The following is a 21,138-nucleotide window of genomic DNA, read 5'->3' as shown; positions in this document are numbered from 1 at the left end:
GCAAACTATATGCGGATTGGATTATCTTCATCATTAAAGCATGATACCCCGTCACAATGGGCGGAGAAAATGAAAGAGCTGGGCTGCGGGGCAGTAGTGTTCCCGGTGGATTATACGGCGCCGGAGGAACTGATTGACGCTTATGCAGGGGCGGCAAAAAAGGCCGGCCTTGTCATTGCGGAGGTGGGCGCCTGGTGCAATCCGGTGGCGCCGGCAGAAACAGAGCGCAGGGCGGCCATGGAGCGCTGCATCGGACAGCTGAAGCTGGCGGACAAAATAGGCGCTAACTGCTGTGTAAATATCGCCGGAAGCACAGGGAGCAGATGGGACGGCGCCTATAAGGAGAATTTCTCCGAAGAGCATTGGGAAAAGACGGTGAAATCCATCCAGGAGATCATCGATGCCGCCGTGCCGGTGAATACATACTATACGATTGAACCTATGCCCTGGATGGTGCCAAAGGATCCGGAGGAATATGAACGCCTGATTACGGCTGTGGACAGAGAACGGTTTGCAGTGCACATGGATCTGGCAAACTGGATTACCAGTCCGGAAAAATATTTTAATAATGAAGACTTTATGGAAAAATGCTTCGATAAGCTGGGGAACCATATCAAAAGCTGCCACATTAAGGACGTATGCCTTCAGGCGGAGTTTACCTTCCAGCTGAAGGAGACAGCCTGCGGGGAAGGAATTCTGAATCTGGAAAAATATGCCCGGCTGGCGGACAGAGTAAACCCGCAGATGCCCATGATCATTGAGCATCTCCATTCGGACGATGAATATCTGGAAAGCATCGCCTATCTGAAGGCAAGGCTGGAAAAAGCCGGAATCCGTATGTGCAATTAAGCGCTCTGCGGAACCGTTATCATATTGAACTGCTGATAAAAAGGATCAGGATACCAAGGCTGAACCGGGAAGCTACCTGCTTACGGAAGAAGAGGAGGCCATGATCCGTACGGTAAGCAGACATTTTACCAGGACGGCGGTACTTTTGAATGTGGGGAATATCATTGATATGAAATGGGTGGAGACCTGTAAGCCCTCCGCTGTTCTTTATGTATGGCAGGGCGGAATGGAGGGCGGCAGCGGCGTTGCCGACGTGCTGGCCGGTAGGGTAAACCCCTGTGGCCGTCTGAGCGATACTATCGCCCGTTCCATAGAAGATTACCCGTCCTCCTCCTGCTTTGGTGATCAGTACAGGAATTTTTATACGGAAGACATCTACGTGGGATACCGTTATTTTGAAACAACAGCCAAAGACAAAGTGCTTTACCCGTTCGGATTTGGATTGTCCTATACACATTTTTCCATGGAAACACTGGAATTTGAAGAGGACAGCGATTCCGTATCCTTAAAAATAGCAGTTGCGAATGAGGGAGAATTTCCTGGCCGCCAGGTAGTGCAGGTCTATGTTAACCCGCCCTAGGGAGTTCTGGGGAAGCCGCTGCGCAGCCTGGCCTCGTTTGCCAAGACCAGGGTGCTTATGCCGGGAGAAAAAGAAGAGCTTCCGTTTACGATATGGAAAAAGGAATTGGCTTCCTATGATGACAGCGGCGCGACGGGACATAAATCCTGTTATGTCTTAGAGGAAGGCACTTACCGTTTTTTTGCGGGAGAGGATGTGAGAAGCGCCGCTTTATGCGGCTCCTTTACGCAGCCGGAGCTGAAGGTGACACAGCAGCTTGAGGAAGCGCTGGCGCCTGTGACTCCGTTTTTCCGCTTGAAGCCGGAGGCTGTCTGCGATAAAAAGACGGCGGAAGAGGCTGATGATTCCCTGGAACTGGACGAATTCCTTTCCCAGCTGACCGATAAGGATCTTGCCTGTATCGTGCGCGGGGAAGGAATGTGTTCCCCCAAAGTGACGCCGGGAACGGCAGGCGCCTTCGGCGGCGTGACTGACAGGCTGAAGGACTTCGGCATCCCGGTGGGCTGCTGCGCCGACGGCCCTTCCGGCATACGTATGGACTGCGGCACCCATGCCTTCAGCCTGCCCAACGGGACCTGCCTGGCCTGTACTTTTAATGAATCACTGGTAGAAGCCCTCTTTGAAATGGAAGGGCTGGAGCTGAGAAGAAACCGGGTGGACCTTCTTCTGGGGCCGGGGATGAATATCCACAGGAATCCGCTGAACGGAAGGAATTTCGAATATTTTTCAGAGGATCCCTATCTGACCGGGAAAATGGCGGCAGCCCAGCTGAAGGGCATGGGAAAAGCGGGCACCAGCGGAACGATCAAGCATTTTGCCGGAAATAACCAGGAATTTTCAAGAAATCTGGCGGATTCGGTGATTTCAGAAAGAGCGCTGCGTGAAATTTATCTGAAGGGCTTTGAGATTGCGGTGAAGGAAGGCAGGGCGATCTCCATTATGAGCACCTACGGTCCGGTGAACGGCCTGTGGACCGCCGGAAGCTATGACCTGCTGACCACGATCCTGCGGAAGGAATGGGGCTTTGACGGCCTGGTGATGACGGACTGGTGGGCGAAGATGAACGATGAGGGACAGGATGGAGATACCCGCAACACGGCGGCCATGGTGCGCGGGCAGAACGATGTATACATGGTGGTATCAGACGCTGCGTCAAACAGCGCCCAGGACAATACCCTGGAAGGCCTGGCCGACGGCAGGATTACCAGAGGCGAGCTGCTGCGCAGCGCCCGGAATATCTGCAGCGTATTGATGCGTCTGCCTGTTATGGATCGGTTCCTCAACCGGATTTCAGAGGAAGAACTGAAGGAGCAGAGGGAGAGCGCGGGAGAGGATGCACAGTTCCTGGATTTGAAATATCAGGAGGTGGATCGGGATACGCCGCTGGATATTTCAGGGATTTCCACGGAGAAGGGGGCTTCCTCCGTGCTGGGAGTAAAGCTTCTCCATCAGGGAATTTACGCCATTCAGATCAAAGCCAGATGTGATGCGGGCGAGCTGGCCCAGGTGCCTATATCTATCTTTATGAACCATGGAGTGGTAATCACCTTTACCATCAACGGCACCCAGGGGGAATGGGTGGTACGCTCCTCAGATTTGGGAGAATTCCGTTTCCCGCACCAGTATCTGAAATTTTATTTCGGCCAGTCAGGCCTGGAGCTGGGCGAAGTGAGAATGATTTAAAGGAAGAACTGCAGTAACGGTTCAGCCTGCTTGGCTGTTATCGAAAAAGAGCTGACGCATGGAGGCGGCAGACGGGAGGCGCTGTTGTTTTACAAGGCTGCGGAACATAAGGTAATTATAAAGGATACTGCCATGGATTATGTGGAATTCGGCTATGGCAGCAGGCCGCTCATAATTTTGCCCGGACTGGGCGACGGGTTGAGAACCGTTCACGGTCAGGCCGTCAATCTGGCTTTTTACTACAGGAAAATTGCCCCCTATTACCGGGTGTATATTTTCAGCAGAAAAAATAAGCTGGAAGAGGGTTATACGACGAAGGATATGGCAGAGGATCTGTGGCTGGCGCTGGAACAGCTGCATCCATTGAATACGGAAAAAATTTGTGCAGGGTGGGAAAGCCGGAGGATTTCAGCCGGTTCCTCATCCAGGCGGAGTCCTGCCTCACCCATAATGCCTATGAAGAGCTTTCCGGGATAAACTGCCCCGTCCTTATCCTGGGAGGAGGCGACGATAAAATTGTGGGGACAGATGCCGCGCCGGAAATGGCAGAAAAAATCAAGCAGTGCAAAATGATAATTTATGAAGGACTGGGACATGGCGCTTATGAAGAAACTGAGGATTTCAACCGCCAGGTCATGGATTTCCTGAATGAGACAGCTTTGGAGGAAAACGTATGAGAAGAAAAGACAGAGAAATTACGGAACCGGCCAAAATACGGGAGATTATCGAAGCCAGCCATTGCTGCAGGCTGGGCTTTTTTGACGGAAAAGAGGTTTACATTGTCCCTCTGAGCTTCGGTTATGAAGAAGAGGAGGGCAGGAGAATTTTCTATTTCCACAGCGCAAGGGAAGGCAGGAAAATCGATTTGATTTCGGCAGCGCCTTCTGTGGGGTTTGAACTGGATACGAATTATGAGCTTGTGGAAGGGGATCTGGCATGTAATCATTCCGCGCGTTTTCAGAGTATAATCGGTACGGGCCGCGTCAGCTTTGTGGATGCAGCGGAGGAAAGAAAGGCGGCGCTGCAGAGCATCATGCGCCATAATACCGGCAGGAACGACTGGGAATTTTCGGATGCGATGGCAGAAGCGGTGTGCATTCTCAGACTGGACGTGACGGAGCTGTCCTGCAAGGAGCATCCGTAGAAGCTTTTGCCAGGCAGGCCGGAGCTTATAGTTTTGTTCACCCAGCAGGCGTGTATAGGTTTCTTCCGAGCAGACCATTATAAAATGCAAGAAACAGGACGATCATAAGGGCAAAGGAACCTGTAATAAGCAGAAGATTTTTCTTTGCGCCGGTTGCATGATGAATACCCAAAGAAGTTTCCACTTTGAAAAACCTTATTTTTGTGATGCGGCTAACCTTTTTCGATACATTTGCATTGCCGGATACTGCTGCTACTGGCGAAACCCGTGCTGCCTGCTTCGCAGGGGAATGGGCGGCAATGAATACAGTGACAACACCAACGGCAGCGCCGCTGAGAATACCGCTTATGCTTACTGCAAAAAGCGGCATATCCACCCATTCGCCTTTTACCAAAAATTTTAAAACCGCGCACAATATCCAGCAGGCTATGGTTCCCAAGGCACAACCGATTGGAATTGCTGTTTTACACCAGTTCAATGCCTCAAGCCGTACAAAACGTATGATTTGCTGTTTACTGGCACCAATACAACGCATCCTCATAGAGGCCGGAAATGGTATATTCAAAATCCCCCGCAGGTGTATTTAAGGTAATCCTGTCGCCAACCGTAATTCGTCCGTCCTCCGTCAGCTCCAGGCACCGCGTTGTCCGGTGAAAAAGGCTGACTTCAAGCCCCATACGGTAAAACTGTTGTAGAGGGCAAAATGGTGAGCTTATATTGATACAGTGGTTGACTTTATGTGATATTTATGTAAATATAAAATTATACTTTGGATTTGCATAATATAATATTTTTTTTACATGCTAATTAGGGGAGGAAAATCCGCTGAACGCAAAGAAACCGTATTTTGCTCCGCAAAACAAGTAGGAGGACTGCTATGTATATAGAAAGAACCATAGAGCCAACCATCAAAAAAATAAGTGAAACATTTCCCGTATTAATAGTAACAGGGCCAAGGCAGGTAGGAAAAACGACACTGTTAACCCGGCTGGCGGATCCAAATAGAAAAATCGTTTCCCTGGATAATCCGACTATACGTGCATTTGCCAGGAGCGATCCTGAAATGTTCCTGCAAAGGTATGCCCCTCCCGTATTAATAGATGAGGTACAGTATGCGCCTGAATTATTGGACTATATTAAGGGATATGTGGACAGGAAGAAAACATGCGGAGACTTTTGGCTGACCGGTTCACAGACCTTTCATATGATGAAAAAAGTGACGGAGTCTCTGGCCGGCAGGGCAGGGATTGTAAAAATGCAGGGACTTAGCAACAGTGAAATACGCGGGAAACATTTTGCACCGTTTCAGGTTGACATTTCGGAACTGATGAATCGTATGAGTGATACGGAGCCTATGAATATCACACAGATATTTTCCCGTATTTATAAAGGCGCTATGCCACGCTTATATGAAAATGAAAATGTTGATAAAGAACAATATTATGAATCTTATCTGGAGACATATATCAGCCGCGATATCAAAGACATGACTCAGGTTGCGGATGAATTGAGTTTCCTTAATTTTATGACAGTTGTCGCAGCGCGTACCGCAACAAATGTCAATTATGATGTTTTGGCGGGCGAGGTTGGAGTTTCAGCGCCCACAGTGAAGCAGTGGATGTCCATATTGGTTTCTTCCGGTCTGGTTGCATTAATCCCTGCATTTTCCAATAATGCGCTGAAGCGTGTCATCAAGGCCCCGAGAATGTATTTTCTGGATACCGGATTATGTTCCCATCTGACAAGATGGAGCAGTGCGGAGGTTATGGAGCGCGGTGCCATGGACGGGCAGTTTTTTGAAACCTGGGTGGTGTCTGAAATATACAAAAGTTATATAAATGCCGGAAAGAATCCGCCGCTCTATTTTTATAGGGACAGCAATAAGAAAGAAATTGATTTGATTATTTATCAGGATGGAATTGTCAATCCGGTGGAAATAAAGAAAGGCTCGGCACCTAAGGATGCTGTTAAGAATTTTTCTGTTCTGAATCCGATAGAAGAGGAGGCTGCTTCGGAGGATGTAATTTCAGGGACAGAGCATCTGAAAACAAAAGTTGGCACCGGCGCGGTAGTATGTATGCCGCCTGATTTAATTCCTGTTGACCGGAAAAACTGGTACGTACCGGCATGGATTATTTAGACGGAGCTGGAAGGTGGGGCACATTTTGTGCAGGCGGATTTTTACCTTTGAAATAGCCTAAAGAATTGACAAGTTGTTTGTATATGTGAATATTTATGAAGATTTAGAAATTGATTTTTCAGAAATCAGCTTAGATTCAAGAGTTGGGCATAAATAAACTGGCAAGAGCCATTGGAGTATATCAAGGCAAATGGAATGGTAATCGGTGTGAGTGCAGGGAGTCTTCTTTTCTCTAACAATTTAGATGGTAACTTGGGGTTGATAAATACGAGATTAGATGTACATTGTCTGGATGGAGAAAAGAAAGGCAAAATAGCATATCCTTTAAAGAATAATATAAGATTAACAAATACCTGTGCACTTGTTGTGCGGGAATTTCCAGATGAATTAGAGATAATTGGCGAATAGGAAGATGAATAATGTTTAAAGGTTTTAATGAGTCTACTATAGAGTATTATCAGGCAATCAGAAAAGATAATTGTAAAAATACTTATAGAGAAAATAAAATGTTATATCTTGACGGTGTGAAATATCCATTGGAAGAATTGTATTTTGAACTGTATAGTTATTTCAGTAAAGTAGACAGTGATTTGTTGAATAATAAGAGATAAAGCATTTCTTCGGCATATAACGATGCGCGGTTTTGCAATAATGCCCTAATTAAGGAATATTTTTACATACGATTTAAGCTGGACAAGGTAAATAAAAAGAATGCACCTGGCTTTTTTTTCGATGCATCTTTAACAGGGTATAAGTTTGGGTTGAATATCTATAATTCAGATGCAAGAGGTATGGAAAAAATACGGGAGTATATATTGGATAACAGGAATTTTGCAAAAGGAGTAATTGAAAAGTTTAATGAAGCTGGTTTGCTGGGAGTGCGGGGAGAAAAATATAAAAGAGCATGTTATCCTGAAGAAGATGTGGTTTTGCAGGAGTGGCTGGAGCGCAGGAGAATTTCTTTTGTGCATGAAGATGGATTAAGCGATGTGTTTTTTGGGAGAGCTATGCTTGAATGTATGTTAGTTGCATTTGATAGTGTGCAGGATGTGTATTTTATGCTAAAGGAAGCACTGTAATTTAATCATGGGAAAAGGCCTAAATTGGAGAATGTTTTCGGGTACGGAACCTGGAAGCGTTCTCCATTTTAGGTGTGACAGGCGGCATATATTTCTGTTAGGTGCAATTCAGGATTCCCAAATCCCTTTCTGAAAATTTCATTGCCATAGCTTCCGCCGGGGCAGTGTGAATGACCTATGGAAAAAGGAGGTACAGTGGAATACATTGAGAAAAGCATTACTGGAAAGTTTGTCAAAAAAAGCCGGGCTGACTTTTTTATCAGACATGCACTATAAAGCCTACTGGCCTGATATCTGTGATGCCCTGAAGAAAATGGAGGCAGAGGATTATACCCTGGAAGAGTGGGAAGAGGCGGCAGAGTATATTCTGGGAAAAGGGGCCGGGCCGTTCGATTCCGCGGAGTCTGTCTATCGCTATATTCTGCAATGCTTGAAGCTGTAGTGAAGCCATAAAAAAGAGTCTGAATCCAGGCTTTTTTTATGGAAAGATCTTAAGCAGAAATCATAAGAATACGAGGCAGCATAATAATTCTGACGTTGAAAACAGCTGTTGACAGCTATGTGGAAGAAAAAATGGTGGAAATGATACTTGGCGACACGGATATAGATTCAGTGTGGGACAATTATCTTGCCGAATTAAATGCCGTGGGAGTTAATCGTATGCTGGAAATTTATCAGGAAGTATTGGACGCAAGGCAATAAAATATATAAAAAATGTATCCGGAATGAAAGGTTGGATTTTGTTCCGGATACATTTGTGCTATACCGAAGGCAGATCAAATTGAAATTGACAGACAAATCGGCAGAATTTTAGATTATCTGGAAAGCAAGGGCTGTATGGAAAATACGCTGATGATATTCAGTGCGGATCATGGAGATCTTTGTAATGATTATTATATGAGACAGAAAGGGCCGTTTCCTTATAAGGCGCAGTTGGGCATCCCTATGCTTCTAATGGATCAGGGCCGGATACCGGAGAAGGTTCACAGTGATATGCTTGTCAGCAATCTTGATATTCCGGCAACCGTATTGCAGGAAGCCACCGGACAGTATACGTTCGCCTGTTCAAGATCCATGATTCAGATGATGAAGGATGTAACTTTTCAGAGAAAAGAACTGTTCAGTGAATTCTGCGATAGCGTAAAAATCATAAGTGACAGAGCCTTCCGGTTTTCATATTATCCGTTTTCAGGAGAAAAGGTATTGTTCCGGCTGGAGGATGAAACAACGAACCTGGCGCAGGACAGGGAATATGCACCTATCGTTCAGGAATATATGGGCAGAATAATAGATTATCTGATAGTGGCAAAGGGAATTTTAATTGAGGCCCAGTACTTAACGCCAAAAGTACAGAAAGGGATGCGGGAGCTTTTGCCGGATTTTGAGGAACAGATACCACTGGCGTTTCCAATACCGGAGGAAGCGCAAAGGGACAGATTAAGAAAAGAGTTTTTGAATGCGGAAATTTTGTAAAAACCGTAAAATAACGCGGGCATACGGAAAATATTGGGAGTGAAAGGTTACCCCTGTTGCAAAAAGTACAAGAAAAAAGTTTAAAGAAAGGATTGCGGCATGGGCGGCAGTCGTATATAATACGAAGTAATGCAGTGAAATACCCGGCCGCAGATGCGGCATGCATGGAAGCACGGGTAGTTTCCCCGCGGCGGCCTGACAGAAGTTTTGTATGTCAGGCATCCGGCGGGAATAAGAGAAAATGAAGAGGTGCCCCGGACGGCAGCAGCCGTGCTCCGGGGATAATAGGGAAAGGGGTGTAATTCCCCTGCGGTCCCGCCGCTGTAACGGACGAGCCGTATCTTACAGAAAACGTAATCCATAAATCCATGGGGATTTTGGTGTTACACAACTCCACTGGGAAACCGGGAAGGAAAGATACGGTAAGGACTCCGAAGCCAGAAGACCTGCCCTTCATGAAGAATGCATCGGTTACGAGCGATGGCCGGGTGCAAAAGGAAGTGCTTTTTTATCTGAGAAGGATGAAAGGCCTGCTTTTTAGTACCGGTTTTTGCGCGCGTGGAGGCGGCAGAAAACGGTACTTTTTTTATGGCTGTTTTGCGCGGCTGTACGTGCTTAACAGCAGCTTTTAAGAAACTTCCGGTCGCTCACGGGGATGGAGAAGGACATTGGAGAAAATAAGAAAAAGAGGAATTTTGGCAGTCAGCTTCGGCATAAGCTATGAAGACAGCTGCAGGCAGACCATAGGGGCGCTGGAAGAGGATTTTGCGGAGAATTTTCCCGGAATGCCGGTGAAAAGGGCGTTTACCAGTTCCGTTATCATGCGGATCTGGGAAGAGCGGGGAGTACATATCCCGGATGTGCAGGACGCGCTGCGGGAACTGGCGGCGGATGGGATTGAGGAGGTTCTTATCCAGCCCACCCATTTACTGGCGGGAGAAGAGTATGAAAAGCTGTGCGCCCAGGCGGAGGTCCTGCGCGGAAGCTTTCGCCGGATGGACATCGGCGCGCCGCTATTGCATACGGAGGAGGATCTGCACAGAGTTGCAGATTTTTATGCCAATCATTTTCCAAGAGAAGAGGGCGAAGCCCTGGTCCTGATGGGACATGGCTCCCAGCATGAAAATAATGTGGTTTATACCAGGCTGCAGGAGCTGTGGGCACAGATGGAGTGCGGGGACGTATTCCTGGGAACCGTGGAAGCGAAGCCCGATCTGGAGGACGTGACAAGTCAGCTGGAAAAGAGCGGTTTTAAAAGGGCGGTGCTGACACCCCTGATGCTTGTGGCAGGAGACCATGCCCATACGGATATGGCGGGCGCGCAGGAAGGCAGCTGGAAAAGCGTCCTGAAGGGAAAAGGCTTTGAGGTACGCTGCATAGTAAAAGGGATGGGGGAATACCCGGAGATCAGGAGCCTTTATGTAAGACATCTGAAGCAGCTGGAGGAAGCCTGCCGGGGCGTCCTTTACGGAGTGAGCGTAGGGCCGGGGGATCCGGAGCTGCTTACGCTGAAGGCCGTCCGGCTCATACAGGAATGCCCGGTGCTGGCGGTTCCCCGCACCAAAGGGGAAAATACCCTGGCGCTCTCCATTGCAAGGCAGGCGGCGGATTTAACGGGAAAACAGATCGTTTATACGGATTTTCCCATGTCCCGTGACAGACAGGTGCTGGAAGATAACTATGAGAAAATTGCCGGACAGCTTGCCGCGTACCTGAAGGACGGGCTGAATGTGGCAATGCTGAATATCGGGGATATTTCCATCTATTCCACTTTTTCCTATGTGGCCCGGAAAGCGGCGCAGGCGGGCTTCCCGGTGAGAGTATGCGCAGGGGTTCCCTCCTTCTGCGACATTGCGGCGAAAACCGGAAAACCTCTGGTTTCCGGCACCCAGCCGTTAATGGTAATCCCGGCAGGATGCGGGGATTTGGAAAGCTATCTCCCCCTTCAGGGCACCAAGGTGCTGATGAAAAGCGGCGGTAAGCTGGGAAAGATCCGGCAGTATCTGCATGAGAACGGGCTGGTAAATGACGCCCTGATTGCCAGCGACTGCGGACTGCCGGGAGAGCGCTTCGTACAGGCCTCTGCCGCAGCGGCGGAGGAAAAGAGCAGCTATTTTACCACGATTATTATCCGTCCGCAGCCAAACTGAGCACGGAGAAGGGAAAGGCATTGCTGGAACAATATGTATATAAAAACAGGAAGAAGCTAAGATGCGGCTATACCACCGGATCCTGCGCGGCAGCGGCCGCAAAGGCGGCGGCGCAAATGCTGCTTGGCGGGCAAAGGACGGAAACCGTGGAGCTTGTGACGCCGTCCGGCCAGAAGCTTCTTCTGGATGTGGAAGAAATTTTACAGGAAAAGGAACGGGTATCCTGCGCCATACGAAAGGACAGCGGAGACGATCCGGATATTACCAACGGGATCCTTATTTTTGCTTCCGTGGAAAAAGCAGAGGATGGTTTCCGGCTGGAAGGCGGCACAGGCGTAGGCAGAGTCACGCTCCCCGGGCTGGATCAGCCGGTGGGGGAGGCCGCCATCAATACAGTGCCGCGGCGGATGATAACCCGGGCGGTGGAGGATATCTGCGCGCAGTACGGCTATACCGGCGGCATCCGTGTCCTGATTTCCATACCGGAGGGCGTGAGACTTGCCGGCAGAACCTTCAACCCCAGGCTGGGAATTGAGGGCGGGCTTTCCATCCTGGGAACCACGGGGATTGTGGAGCCTATGAGCGAGGCGGCGCTGCTTGACACCATTGAAGTGGAAATGAAGCAGAGGGCGGCGCAGGGATGGAAAAAAATCATTCTCACCCCGGGAAACTACGGAATGGATTTTCTGAAGGAAGCGCTGCATCTGGATCAGGAAAAAAGCGTGAAATGCAGCAATTATATCGGGGAAGCTCTGGATAAGGCCGTGGAAACCGGTTTTGAAAGCGTTCTCCTGGTAGGGCATATCGGCAAGCTGGTGAAACTGGGAGCCGGCGTAATGAACACCCATTCCCGCTGGGCGGATGCCCGTCTGGAAACCCTTGCTTCCTGTGCGATTCTGGCCGGGGGCGAGGCAGGGACGGCAGCGGCGCTGCTGCGCTCCAATACGACGGAGGAGGCGTTGGAAATCCTCCGGGGAAAAGGCCCTTTTGAAGAAACCATGGCGATCCTGCTGGAAAAAATAGCGGGCCATCTGGAACACCGCACCGGCGGAAGCATACAGACAGAAGCGGTGGTTTTTTCCAATAAATTCGGTATCCTGGGGAAAACGCCCGGAGCGGACAGCCTGCTTTCCCGGCTGCAGCAGGAAAACGGACGGGAACCGCAGTAAACGGAACCAGGAACAAAATGATGCGAAAACCAATGGAGAGGTAGAAGGATATGGTATATTTTGTGGGAGCAGGTCCGGGAGCGCCGGATTTAATTACAGTCCGGGGGCAGGAACTGCTGAAACGGGCGGATATTATTATTTATGCAGGCTCCCTGGTGAATGCGCAGCTGCTGAAGGCGGCGCCTGCGTGCTGTCTGATTTACAACAGCGCCGTCATGACGCTGGAGGAAGTGGTGGAGGTCATGGTGCAGGGCGAACGGGAAGGAAAAACCATCGTCCGCCTGCACACCGGGGATCCCAGCCTGTATGGAGCCATCCGGGAACAGATGGATCGGCTGGAAGAAGCCGGCATAGCCTTTGAGGTCTGTCCTGGCGTCAGTAGCTTTTGCGGCGCTGCGGCCTCCCTGCAGGCGGAGTATACGCTTCCCGGCGTCTCTCAGACGGTGATCATCACCCGGATGGAGGGACGTACCCCGGTGCCGGAGAGGGAACGGCTGAGAAGCCTGGCAGCCCATGGAAGCACTCTTGTCCTTTTCCTGAGCACCGGCCTTTTAAAGCAGGTAAGGGAAGAGCTTCTGGCGGGCGGCCTTTCCCCGGATACCCCCTGCGCGGTCTGCTACAAGGTGACCTGGGAGGATGAAAAAATCCTGCGCGGTACATTGAAGCAGCTGCCGGAGCTTGCCGAAGCAGCCGGCGTCCGGAAAACGGCGCTGATTGTTGTGGGAGAGGTCCTGGGTTCGGATTATGAGCTTTCCCGCCTGTATGCAGCTGATTTTTCCACGGAATTCAGGCAGGCGCGCAAGGGAGAGGACGGGAATACATAATGAAAGCGGCGATTATTTCCTTTACGGCAAGGGGAGCCCTGAAAAACAGGGAACTGGCTGGCCTGCTGCGCAAAAAACTCTCCTGTACAGGCTATTCTTTTTATAAATACGTGCTGGAGGGACAGACGGCATTCCGGGAGGTGAGCAGCCTGACGGAAGCCCTGTTTTCTTCCTGTGGGCTTCTTATCTTTATCGGTGCCGCAGGAATCGCCGTGCGTGCCATAGCGCCTTTTCTGAAAGAAAAGGATCGGGATCCGGCGGTGCTGGTGATGGATGAACATGCGGTGCATGTGGTTTCCCTGCTGTCCGGGCATCTGGGAGGCGGTAACGACTGGTGCCGACAGGTTGCCCTGCTCACAGGCGCAGAGCCGGTGATTACCACCGCGACGGATTTAAACGGCGTATTTGCGGTGGATCTTTTTGCTAGGGATAACGGGCTTTTTATTGAAAAACGGGAGCGGATAAAGGAAGTCTCCGGCAGGCTTCTGCATGGGGAAAAGGTGGGGTTTTACAGTGAACTGCCCTGGGAGGGCGAGCTGCCGGAACTGATTGTGCCGTGTGAAAAGGGCGTGGATGGCCTGCTGCGGCCCCGTTTCGCAGAAGAAGGGGAAAAAGGAGACAGCGGCCTGCCGGAATGCGGCATTGTTATTGGAGCGCAGCCCCAGGCCGTCCGCTTCCCGGTTACCTGCCGGCTGATCCCGAAAGATCTGACAGTGGGTATCGGCTGCAGAAAGGGAAGGAGCGGGGCGGAACTTTCAGAATTTCTGCAGACGGTATTTCAGAAATTCGATCTGGATAAAAGGCGGATTGCCCGTTTCGCCTCCATCAGCCTGAAGGAAAAGGAGGCTGGTATCCTGGAGCTGGCATTTGTGGAAAGGGCGCCCTTCCTTACGTTTACCGCACAGGAGCTGGAGGCGGTTCCTGGGAAGTTTGAAGCGTCCGGGTTCGTCAGGAAAACGGTGGGTGTGGATAATGTCTGTGAACGGGCGGCGGTTCTGGGAAGCGGCGGCGGAAGGCTCCTTGTGCCCAGGCAGGCGGCCGGGGGCATTACCATAGCGGCGGCGCAGCGTATGCCGGTTATCCGTTTTTACAGAAATGATAAAGGTAACTGAAAAGGAGAGGAAACGATGTTATATATAGTAGGCTTTGGCCCGGGGGGCTATGAAACCATGACTGTGGAAGCTGTCCGGGCGCTGGAGGACAGCGATCTGATTGTGGGCTATACCACCTATGTGGATCTGATCCGTCCCTGGTTTCCAGAAAAGGAATTTCTGGCAACGGCCATGAAGCAGGAAAAAGAGCGGTGTCTTCTTGCCATCCAAAAGGAAGAGGACGGCAGAAAGGTGGCGCTGGTATGCAGCGGTGACAGCGGAATTTACGGCATGGCAAGCCTGGTATATGAACTGACGGCCCGGGACAAAACGCTGCTGAAGCGGATACGGGTGATTCCGGGAGTAACGGCGGCAGCCAGCGGGGGCGCGCTGCTGGGTGCGCCGCTGTCTCATGATTTTCTTACGGTCAGCCTCAGCGATCTGCTCACCCCTATAGAAGTGATAAAAAAGAGGATCCGCTGCGCCGCACAAAGTGACACCGTAATCTGTATTTATAATCCATCCAGCAGAAAAAGAGGCGATTATCTGCGCATGGCCTGTGAAATAGCGCTGGAATATCTTTCCCCGGACACCGTGTGCGGCTGTGTGAAGAACATAGGCCGGGAAGGGGAGGGAGCTGCGGTGCTCACCCTGGAAGAGCTGAGGGATACCCAGGTGGATATGTTTACCACAGTTTTTATCGGAAACAGCCATACCAGGAATATTCACGGCAAAATGGTAACGCCCAGAGGATACCGCCTGGAAGAAGAAGCGGCGGCCGCGCAGGAGAGAACATGATACAGAAGGTGATGCTGTTTGCAGGAACCACGGAAGGAAGGCTGCTGTGCGAATTCCTGTCAGAAAAAAATATTACGGCCTGCGTCTGCGTGACCACGTCCTATGGAGAGCAGCTGCTTCCTTCCGGGGAAAATATGGAAATCTGCACCGGCGCTCTGGATCGGGCGCAGATGGAAGAAAAATTAAGTTCCTTCCGTCCCCAGCTGGTGATAGATGCCACCCATCCGTACGCCAGGCTGGCCACGGAAAATATACGCGCCGCCTGCGGGTTTTTAAACCTTCCTTATATCCGTGTTGTGCGGGAATCCTGCGGGAAAGAAAAAAACGGGGCGGAAACGGCTACGGCGGCAGAAAAGACCGCAGGGCCTGAAAAAACCGCGGAGCCTGAAAAAACCACAGGGCTGACAACAACCGCAGGGCTAACCGATATAACGCAGAAAATCGGCGGCCAGGAAGAAAGCCGCATGCTGACGGAAGCGGACAGCATGGAAGAGGCCGCAAAGCTGCTGGAAAAAATGGAAGGCAGCATACTTGTTACCACAGGAAGCAAGGAGCTGGAAGCGCTGCGGGGGCTGCCCGGGTTTGCCAAGCGTATTTTTGCAAGAATCCTGCCGCAGCCTGAAATGGTGCAAAAATGCATGGAAATGGGACTTTCCGGGAGACATATTATCTGTATGCAGGGTCCTTTTTCCGAAGAGATGAATTATGCCATGCTGCGTGAAACGAATGCCCGGATCTTGCTGACCAAGGAATCCGGGGCCGCGGGAGGCTTCCCGGAAAAACTGCGCGGTGCGAGAAGAGCAGGCGCGGCCGTAGTTGTGGTAAAGCGGCCAGTGGAGGAAGAGGGCTGTTCAGTGGAGGAAGTGAAGGCGCTGCTCCAAAACGGCGGTGGGAACACCGTTCCCTGCCTCCGGCAGAACATCAGCATCCTGGGAATCGGCATGGGCTCTGCAGACAGCATGACTGAGGGCGTAAAAAAGCTGCTTTCCCGGGCCGGCCTGGTGGCGGGCGCCGGAAGAATGCTGGACGCCTGCGGGCTTACGGAGGGAACGGAGAACCGCAGGCGGGTTCTTTGTGCCTGGGAGCCGGACATCATCTGCCGGGCAATCGAGGAGAGCGGGGAAGCACAGACGGCTGTGCTGATGTCGGGCGACAGCGGTTTTTACAGCGGGACGAAGAAGCTTCTGCAGGCATTGGAGGCTTACCGGGAACAGATGAAAGGCCGGCGGGAGGTCACAATCCATGTGGAGCCCGGAATTTCCTCCCTGTCCTATTTCGCATCCAGACTGCAGATTTCCTGGGAGGATGCAAAGATTTTAAGCTGCCATGGGAAAGAAGAGAATCTTCTGGCCGCTGTAGCAGGCCACCGGAAAACCTTTGTCCTGACGGAAGGGCAGACCGGGGAAATCTGCGCAGAGCTGACGGCAGGCGGCCTGGGGGATACCCTGGTGTATGAGGGAACCAATCTTTCAGGCCCGGGGGAAACCATCCGTAAATATCCGGCCAGGGAGTACCGCCGCGAAGGGAAGGACGGGCTTACCGTACTCTTTTTAATCAATGACAGGTACGGCCGGTTTCCTGTCACGGGAATCCCTGAGGAAAGCTTTCTGCGCGGCAGGGTGCCTATGACCAAAAGCGAGGTGCGTTCCGTCATATTGAGCAAGCTTTCGGTAAAAGAAGAGGATATCGTCTATGATTGTGGGGCAGGGACCGGCTCTGTTTCCGTGGAACTGGCGCTGGCCGCCGGAAAAGGACGGGTATACGCCGTAGAATGCGATCCGGAGGGCATTGAACTGATACGCCGTAACGGGGAGAAATTTGGCTGCCGCAATCTGACTGCAGTGGAAGGGATGGCGCCCCAGGTTCTGGAAGGGCTGCCCGCGCCGGACGCTGTTTTCATCGGCGGCACCAAAGGAAGGCTTTCCGGTATCCTGGAAGCGCTGCGGCAAAAGAAGAAGCCCATGCGGATTTGCCTGAGCGCCGTGACGCTGGAAACCGTATCGGAGGCGCTTGGCTGCGTGGAAAGCTTCCGTTTACAGAACGCAGGCGCCTGCCAGATTGCCGTGACAGGGCTGCAGCCGATAGGCGGACTGCATATGCTGAAGGCGCAGAATCCTATTTTTCTCATATGGGGGGATCTGACGGAATGAAAAACAGAGAAGAAAATCAGCCCGTGCGTACGCAGACAGACGGAGCCTGTTCCCGTAAACGGCAAATGGAGGGAGCTTCCGGCTGTCCCCGCATCCTGATAGCCGGAACCGGAAGCGGCTGCGGAAAAACGACGCTGACCTGCGGTATCCTGTACGGGCTTTTACAGAGGGGACTGCATCCATGTGCCTGTAAATGCGGCCCCGATTATATTGACCCCATGTTTCACAGCCGGGTGCTGGGAGTGGAAACCGGAAATCTGGACAGTTTTTTTACGGACAGGGAAACCATGGGGAGGCTGCTTGCCCGGGAAAAAGGGGATCTGTGTGTGATTGAGGGCGTCATGGGGTATTATGACGGCTGTGGTTTTACGGAAAAAGGAAGCGCGAGCGAAATCGCGGCGCTGACACAAACACCGGTGATTCTCACGGTTAACGCCAGAGGGATGAGTCGCTCCGTGCTGGCGGTGCTGCGCGGATTCCTGGCAGCCCAGACAGAGCAGAACATCCGTGGTGTGATTTTTAACCAGCTTCCGGCAAAGCTGTACCCGGATATCCGCAGGGAGGCCGAGGCCATGGGCGTACGCGCGCTGGGCTATCTGCCCCGCATTCCGGGGGCGGCTTTTGAAAGCAGAAAGCTGGGACTGGTAGCTCCGGATGAAATCCAGGGCTTCCGGAAAAAACTGGGGCTTTTATACGAAACCATGCGGGAAACCATTGACTGGGACGGCATTCTTGCGCTGGCGAAGGAGGCGCCGGTTTTCGACTGCATTCCGGAGGAAAAGGACGGCCCTGACGGCCGGGGCGTTAAAATAGCGGTGGCAAAGGATGAAGCCTTTTGCTTCCTCTATCGGGATAACCTGGAATTTTTAAAGGCCCTTGGCTGTGAAATCCTTTTTTTCAGCCCGCTGCGGGAGAAAGAAATTCCGGAAGGGGCGGACGCGCTGATTTTAAACGGCGGCTATCCGGAGCTGCATGCGGCGGCCTTGGAGGCAAATACGGCCATGCGGCAGGCGGTATACAGGGCGGTAAAGGACGGCATGCCCGTGATTGCGGAATGCGGCGGTTTCATGTATCTGCATGAACGGCTGCAGGGGGAAGACGGTAAAGAATACGGGATGGCAGGCGTACTGCACGGAGAATGCCATAAAACCTCCGGGCTTGCGAGATTTGGCTATATTACCATGGAAGCGGAAAAGGACAACCTGCTCTGCCTTGCCGGAAGGACGCTGAAGGCCCACGAATTCCATTACTACGACAGCACACTTTTGCCGGATGCTTTTACGGCCAAAAAAGCCGGCGGATCGGCCTGCTGGAAGGCGGGCGTGGCGGATAAACGGATGTATGCGGGCTTTCCGCACCTTTACTTTTACGGGAACAAAGAGGCGGCATACGCATTTGTGAGGACGGCGAAGGAATATGGCCATAGAGCAGGTATTTAAGCCATTGCAGACTAGGGGGAGAACAGGGAGGCAACCAGATAAAAAGATGGAGACAGAAACAGAAAAGTATCTGAACAGCTGTAAAGAACGAATACGGGGGATTGATGAACGGGCATGGAAAGCCGCCAGGCGGCATTGGAATGGGATTGCCAAGCCGCTTTACGGGCTGGGGCTTCTGGAGGATGCGCTGGTGCGCATTGCCGGGATCCAGGGGACGGAAAATCTATCCCTGGAAAAGAAGGCGGTGGCTGTCATGTGTGCGGATAACGGCATCATTGAAGAGGGCGTGTCCCAGAGCGGCCATGAGGTGACGACGGTAGTGACCGGAAATATCGCCAGGGGGCTTGCCAGCGTCAACCGGATGGCCGCCTGCGCCGGGGCGGATGTTTACCCTGTGGATGTGGGAATGAAGGAAACAATAGAAGCGGGAAACCTTCTGCACAGGAAGACAAGAAACGGCACCCGCAATTTTTCCAGGGAGCCTGCCATGGAGGAAGCCGAAATGCTGGCGGCGATCCGCGCGGGTGTGGAAACTGCAAAGATGCTCGGCCGGAAGGGATACCATATTGTGGCGCTTGGGGAAATGGGGATCGGAAATACCACCACAAGCAGCGCGGTGGCTTCCGTGCTTCTGGAACGCCCGGCGGAGCAGGTCACCGGCCCGGGGGCCGGCCTGAACCAGGAAGGCGTACGGCATAAGGCACAGGTCATAGCCTCCGCCGTCGCCGCTTATGGGCTGCGAAAGGATGAGACGCTCCGCACCCTGCAGACTGTAGGAGGCTTTGACCTGTGCGCGCTGGCCGGCGTCTGTATCGGGGGCGCTGTCTATGGGCTTGCGGTGGTGCTGGACGGGCTGATTACCTCGGTAGCCGCCCTGGCAGCGTGCAGGCTGATTCCGGAGGTACGGGATTACCTGCTGGCGTCCCATCTGGGAAAGGAGCCTGCCATGGCCGCGATTCTGGAAGAGCTGGGGCTAAAGCCCATAATTCATGCCAATCTGGCGCTGGGAGAAGGAACGGGAGCCGTATCCTTTTTCCCTCTTCTTGATATGGCATATCAGGTATACCGGGAAAATGCGACCTTTGAGGATTTGGACATGGACGCCTATCAGGATTACGGCGCGGGAAAGGGGCCGGAATGCTGATCCTGGTAACGGGAGGAAGCGGAAGCGGCAAATCTGCCTTCGCAGAACAGAAAGCCGTTTCCCTTGCTGCCGGGGGAGAGCTTGTATATCTTGCCACCATGCAGGTATATGGCGAGGAAGGGAAAAAGAAGGTGGAGCGCCACAGACAGCTGCGGCGCGGCAAAGGCTTTGAAACCATAGAACGGCCTGTCCGGGTGGACAGGGCGGAGCCGGGAGAGGATGCCACGGTGCTCCTGGAATGCATGAGCAACCTGATGGCAAATGAAATGTTTTCCCCGGATCCTCCGGAAGAAAAGGAAGGCGGCGGGGAAGAGGCCTGGCGCCGTATTCTGCGCCAGATCGAAGCATTGTACTCCAAATGCCGCCATCTGGTGATTGTGACGGGGGAAGTATTTTCCGACGGCGCTGCCTACGAAGAAGGCACCCTGGATTATATCCGCCAGCTGGGAGAGGTGAACTGCCGCCTTGGCAGGAAGGCGGAGGAGGTCTGGGAAGTGGTGTACGGAATTCCTCTGTTGCTGAAAAAAGGCGGAGAACAGGAAAAAATCAGGCAGATTTGCAGACAAAACTGTGAAATGCAGGAGGATCAGGCATGAAGAAAATAAAATCCATCGGCAGCTCCTTTGCCATTGCGTTTTCCATGTATTCCAAAATCCCCATGCCCCAGGCGGAATGGTCGGAGGAAAACCGGAAATATGTCATCTGTTTTTTCCCGTTGGTGGGAGCTGCGGCAGGTGCGTTATGCTATGCCTGGTACAGGCTGTGCGGGGGTATCAATGCAGGGGCTTTCTTCTATACGGCCGGCATGGCGGCCATTCCGCTGTTTCTTACGGGCGGCATCCATGTGGACGGCTTTATGGATACCATGGATGCCCTGCATTCCTACAGGGATCGGGAGGAAAAGCTGCGGATACTGAAGGATTCCCATATCGGCGCTTTTGCAGTCATTTGCCTGCTGGGGTATTACTTTACTTATCTGGGAGGCATATCCGAGCTGAAAAGTGACAGGGCGGTCCTGTGCTTCTGCATTGGCTTTCTGCTGTCCAGAACGCTGAGCGGCCTGAGCCTGGTTTATTTTCCCGCGGCGAAAAAGGAAGGGCTTCTTTATGCGTTCTCCTCCACCGCTCATAAAAGGTGTGTCCGCCTGGTCCTGCTTTTCCTGCTGGCTGTTTGTCTGTTGGCCCTGCTTTTTGTATCCCCGGTGGGAGGAGCGCTTGCCGCGGCTGGGAATCTGGCGGTATTCCTGTGGTACAGGCATATGTCTCAGAAGGAATTCGGCGGTATCACCGGGGATCTGGCAGGCTGTTTTCTGCTGTGCGCCGAATGGATGAGCGCCGTGATACCTGCCGTATTATGCCTGCTGCAGGTTTTGTAGGGGAATTGTAACTTGTAATGTCAGGTCACAGCTTTGTTTCTGACCGTAAG

23 protein-coding genes, 1 pseudogene and 1 riboswitch are annotated in these 21,138 nt (G+C 52.0%); of the genes and pseudogenes, 22 read left to right on the top strand and 2 right to left on the bottom strand.

The genetic code is table 11. The features are described from left to right. Nucleotides 1–9: 9 nt before the first annotated feature. The 6 genes from FYJ45_RS00895 (at nt 10) to FYJ45_RS00880 (ending at nt 4,256) form a co-directional block, all read left to right on the top strand. Nucleotides 10–849: a sugar phosphate isomerase/epimerase family protein gene (locus FYJ45_RS00895; protein ID WP_154463042.1), complete on the top strand. Its 840-nt coding sequence runs from the start codon at nt 10–12 to the stop codon at nt 847–849. A gap of 100 nt (nt 850–949) precedes the next feature. Beyond that, nucleotides 950–1,429 (top strand): glycoside hydrolase family 3 protein, encoded by a 480-nt coding sequence (locus tag FYJ45_RS30200; RefSeq protein ID WP_235930465.1) that lies wholly within the window; start codon nt 950–952, stop codon nt 1,427–1,429. Between the two features lie 6 nt (nt 1,430–1,435). After that, nucleotides 1,436–3,112, top strand: coding sequence for a glycoside hydrolase family 3 N-terminal domain-containing protein (locus tag FYJ45_RS00890; protein WP_321170199.1), 1,677 nt, complete (start codon nt 1,436–1,438; stop codon nt 3,110–3,112). A 30-nt stretch (nt 3,113–3,142) separates the two neighbouring features. Beyond that, nucleotides 3,143–3,589, top strand: coding sequence for an alpha/beta fold hydrolase (locus FYJ45_RS30195; RefSeq protein ID WP_235930489.1), 447 nt, complete (start codon nt 3,143–3,145; stop codon nt 3,587–3,589). Between the two features lie 41 nt (nt 3,590–3,630). Next, a complete protein-coding gene (locus tag FYJ45_RS31630; protein ID WP_276925136.1) occupies nt 3,631–3,789 on the top strand; it encodes an alpha/beta fold hydrolase in 159 nt (52 codons plus the stop codon). Then, nucleotides 3,786–4,256, top strand: a complete 471-nt coding sequence (locus FYJ45_RS00880) for a pyridoxamine 5'-phosphate oxidase family protein (protein ID WP_154463041.1) — start codon at nt 3,786–3,788, stop codon at nt 4,254–4,256. The genes FYJ45_RS31630 and FYJ45_RS00880 overlap by 4 nt, the downstream gene beginning before the upstream one ends. Before the next feature lie 82 nt (nt 4,257–4,338). Here the strand turns inward: FYJ45_RS00880 and FYJ45_RS00875 are convergent. Beyond that, nucleotides 4,339–4,791 (bottom strand): annotated as a pseudogene (locus tag FYJ45_RS00875) (ABC transporter permease); the annotation flags it as partial. Next, complete coding sequence (locus FYJ45_RS00870) at nt 4,769–4,933, bottom strand: helix-turn-helix domain-containing protein (RefSeq protein ID WP_154463039.1); 165 nt, start codon at nt 4,931–4,933, stop codon at nt 4,769–4,771. The gene FYJ45_RS00870 and the pseudogene FYJ45_RS00875, both read right to left, overlap by 23 nt. Before the next feature lie 200 nt (nt 4,934–5,133). On the opposite strand from FYJ45_RS00870, the gene FYJ45_RS00865 reads away from it, so the two are divergent. The 16 genes from FYJ45_RS00865 (at nt 5,134) to FYJ45_RS00790 (ending at nt 21,088) form a co-directional block, all read left to right on the top strand. After that, on the top strand, nt 5,134–6,396 hold the full coding sequence (locus FYJ45_RS00865) for an ATP-binding protein (RefSeq protein ID WP_154463038.1): 1,263 nt from the start codon (nt 5,134–5,136) through the stop codon (nt 6,394–6,396). Nucleotides 6,397–6,567: 171 nt separating this feature from the next. Beyond that, a complete protein-coding gene (locus FYJ45_RS00860) occupies nt 6,568–6,804 on the top strand; it encodes a hypothetical protein (RefSeq protein WP_154463037.1) in 237 nt (78 codons plus the stop codon). 206 nt (nt 6,805–7,010) lie between these two features. Then, nucleotides 7,011–7,475, top strand: coding sequence for a DUF2461 family protein (locus FYJ45_RS29355; RefSeq protein ID WP_276925137.1), 465 nt, complete (start codon nt 7,011–7,013; stop codon nt 7,473–7,475). A 205-nt stretch (nt 7,476–7,680) separates the two neighbouring features. After that, nucleotides 7,681–7,917, top strand: a complete 237-nt coding sequence (locus FYJ45_RS00850; protein WP_154463035.1) for a hypothetical protein — start codon at nt 7,681–7,683, stop codon at nt 7,915–7,917. 95 nt (nt 7,918–8,012) lie between these two features. Next, nucleotides 8,013–8,177, top strand: coding sequence for a hypothetical protein (locus FYJ45_RS00845; protein WP_154463034.1), 165 nt, complete (start codon nt 8,013–8,015; stop codon nt 8,175–8,177). A 51-nt stretch (nt 8,178–8,228) separates the two neighbouring features. Beyond that, nucleotides 8,229–8,948 carry a sulfatase-like hydrolase/transferase gene (locus FYJ45_RS00840; RefSeq protein ID WP_321170198.1) on the top strand — a complete coding sequence of 240 codons (720 nt, stop codon included), beginning with the start codon at nt 8,229–8,231 and terminating at the stop codon, nt 8,946–8,948. A 230-nt stretch (nt 8,949–9,178) separates the two neighbouring features. Further along, a riboswitch (cobalamin riboswitch) is annotated at nt 9,179–9,415 on the top strand. 201 nt (nt 9,416–9,616) lie between these two features. Beyond that, nucleotides 9,617–11,098, top strand: coding sequence for a precorrin-2 C(20)-methyltransferase (gene cobI / locus FYJ45_RS00835; RefSeq protein ID WP_154463032.1), 1,482 nt, complete (start codon nt 9,617–9,619; stop codon nt 11,096–11,098). 20 nt (nt 11,099–11,118) lie between these two features. Further along, nucleotides 11,119–12,267 carry a cobalt-precorrin-5B (C(1))-methyltransferase CbiD gene (cbiD, locus tag FYJ45_RS00830; protein WP_154463031.1) on the top strand — a complete coding sequence of 383 codons (1,149 nt, stop codon included), beginning with the start codon at nt 11,119–11,121 and terminating at the stop codon, nt 12,265–12,267. Between the two features lie 50 nt (nt 12,268–12,317). Continuing rightward, nucleotides 12,318–13,091 (top strand): precorrin-4 C(11)-methyltransferase, encoded by a 774-nt coding sequence (gene cobM / locus FYJ45_RS00825; RefSeq protein WP_154463030.1) that lies wholly within the window; start codon nt 12,318–12,320, stop codon nt 13,089–13,091. Next, a complete protein-coding gene (locus FYJ45_RS00820) occupies nt 13,091–14,203 on the top strand; it encodes a cobalt-precorrin 5A hydrolase (protein WP_154463029.1) in 1,113 nt (370 codons plus the stop codon). The genes cobM and FYJ45_RS00820 overlap by 1 nt, the downstream gene beginning before the upstream one ends. 15 nt (nt 14,204–14,218) lie before the next feature. Next, nucleotides 14,219–14,980 (top strand): precorrin-3B C(17)-methyltransferase, encoded by a 762-nt coding sequence (gene cobJ, locus FYJ45_RS00815; RefSeq protein WP_154463028.1) that lies wholly within the window; start codon nt 14,219–14,221, stop codon nt 14,978–14,980. Further along, on the top strand, nt 14,977–17,130 hold the full coding sequence (cbiT, locus tag FYJ45_RS00810) for a precorrin-6Y C5,15-methyltransferase (decarboxylating) subunit CbiT (protein WP_154463027.1): 2,154 nt from the start codon (nt 14,977–14,979) through the stop codon (nt 17,128–17,130). The genes cobJ and cbiT overlap by 4 nt, the downstream gene beginning before the upstream one ends. Beyond that, nucleotides 17,127–18,569, top strand: coding sequence for a cobyrinate a,c-diamide synthase (locus FYJ45_RS00805; RefSeq protein WP_195841591.1), 1,443 nt, complete (start codon nt 17,127–17,129; stop codon nt 18,567–18,569). Before cbiT ends, FYJ45_RS00805 begins: the two co-directional genes overlap by 4 nt. A gap of 46 nt (nt 18,570–18,615) precedes the next feature. After that, nucleotides 18,616–19,713, top strand: coding sequence for a nicotinate-nucleotide--dimethylbenzimidazole phosphoribosyltransferase (gene cobT, locus FYJ45_RS00800; RefSeq protein WP_154463025.1), 1,098 nt, complete (start codon nt 18,616–18,618; stop codon nt 19,711–19,713). Continuing rightward, a complete protein-coding gene (locus tag FYJ45_RS00795) occupies nt 19,707–20,309 on the top strand; it encodes a bifunctional adenosylcobinamide kinase/adenosylcobinamide-phosphate guanylyltransferase (protein WP_154463024.1) in 603 nt (200 codons plus the stop codon). The genes cobT and FYJ45_RS00795 overlap by 7 nt, the downstream gene beginning before the upstream one ends. Then, nucleotides 20,306–21,088, top strand: a complete 783-nt coding sequence (locus tag FYJ45_RS00790) for an adenosylcobinamide-GDP ribazoletransferase (protein ID WP_154463023.1) — start codon at nt 20,306–20,308, stop codon at nt 21,086–21,088. Before FYJ45_RS00795 ends, FYJ45_RS00790 begins: the two co-directional genes overlap by 4 nt. Nucleotides 21,089–21,138: the final 50 nt, after the last annotated feature.

Origin of the sequence: Eisenbergiella porci, assembly GCF_009696275.1 — a bacterium.
GTDB lineage: Bacteria > Bacillota > Clostridia > Lachnospirales > Lachnospiraceae > Eisenbergiella > Eisenbergiella porci.
Note: the sequence above shows the minus strand (reverse complement) of the source record. Positions and strands in the feature narration are given on the sequence as shown.

Coding starts and splice junctions, on each gene's coding strand:
- FYJ45_RS00895 (WP_154463042.1), top strand. CDS start 10: ATGCGGATTGGATTATCTTCATCATTAAAGCATGATACCCCGTCACAA.
- FYJ45_RS30200 (WP_235930465.1), top strand. CDS start 950: ATGATCCGTACGGTAAGCAGACATTTTACCAGGACGGCGGTACTTTTG.
- FYJ45_RS00880 (WP_154463041.1), top strand. CDS start 3,786: ATGAGAAGAAAAGACAGAGAAATTACGGAACCGGCCAAAATACGGGAG.
- FYJ45_RS00870 (WP_154463039.1), bottom strand. CDS start 4,933: ATGGGGCTTGAAGTCAGCCTTTTTCACCGGACAACGCGGTGCCTGGAG.
- FYJ45_RS00865 (WP_154463038.1), top strand. CDS start 5,134: ATGTATATAGAAAGAACCATAGAGCCAACCATCAAAAAAATAAGTGAA.
- cobM (WP_154463030.1), top strand. CDS start 12,318: ATGGTATATTTTGTGGGAGCAGGTCCGGGAGCGCCGGATTTAATTACA.
- FYJ45_RS00820 (WP_154463029.1), top strand. CDS start 13,091: ATGAAAGCGGCGATTATTTCCTTTACGGCAAGGGGAGCCCTGAAAAAC.
- cobJ (WP_154463028.1), top strand. CDS start 14,219: ATGTTATATATAGTAGGCTTTGGCCCGGGGGGCTATGAAACCATGACT.
- cbiT (WP_154463027.1), top strand. CDS start 14,977: ATGATACAGAAGGTGATGCTGTTTGCAGGAACCACGGAAGGAAGGCTG.
- FYJ45_RS00805 (WP_195841591.1), top strand. CDS start 17,127: ATGAAAAACAGAGAAGAAAATCAGCCCGTGCGTACGCAGACAGACGGA.
- cobT (WP_154463025.1), top strand. CDS start 18,616: ATGGAGACAGAAACAGAAAAGTATCTGAACAGCTGTAAAGAACGAATA.
- FYJ45_RS00795 (WP_154463024.1), top strand. CDS start 19,707: ATGCTGATCCTGGTAACGGGAGGAAGCGGAAGCGGCAAATCTGCCTTC.
- FYJ45_RS00790 (WP_154463023.1), top strand. CDS start 20,306: ATGAAGAAAATAAAATCCATCGGCAGCTCCTTTGCCATTGCGTTTTCC.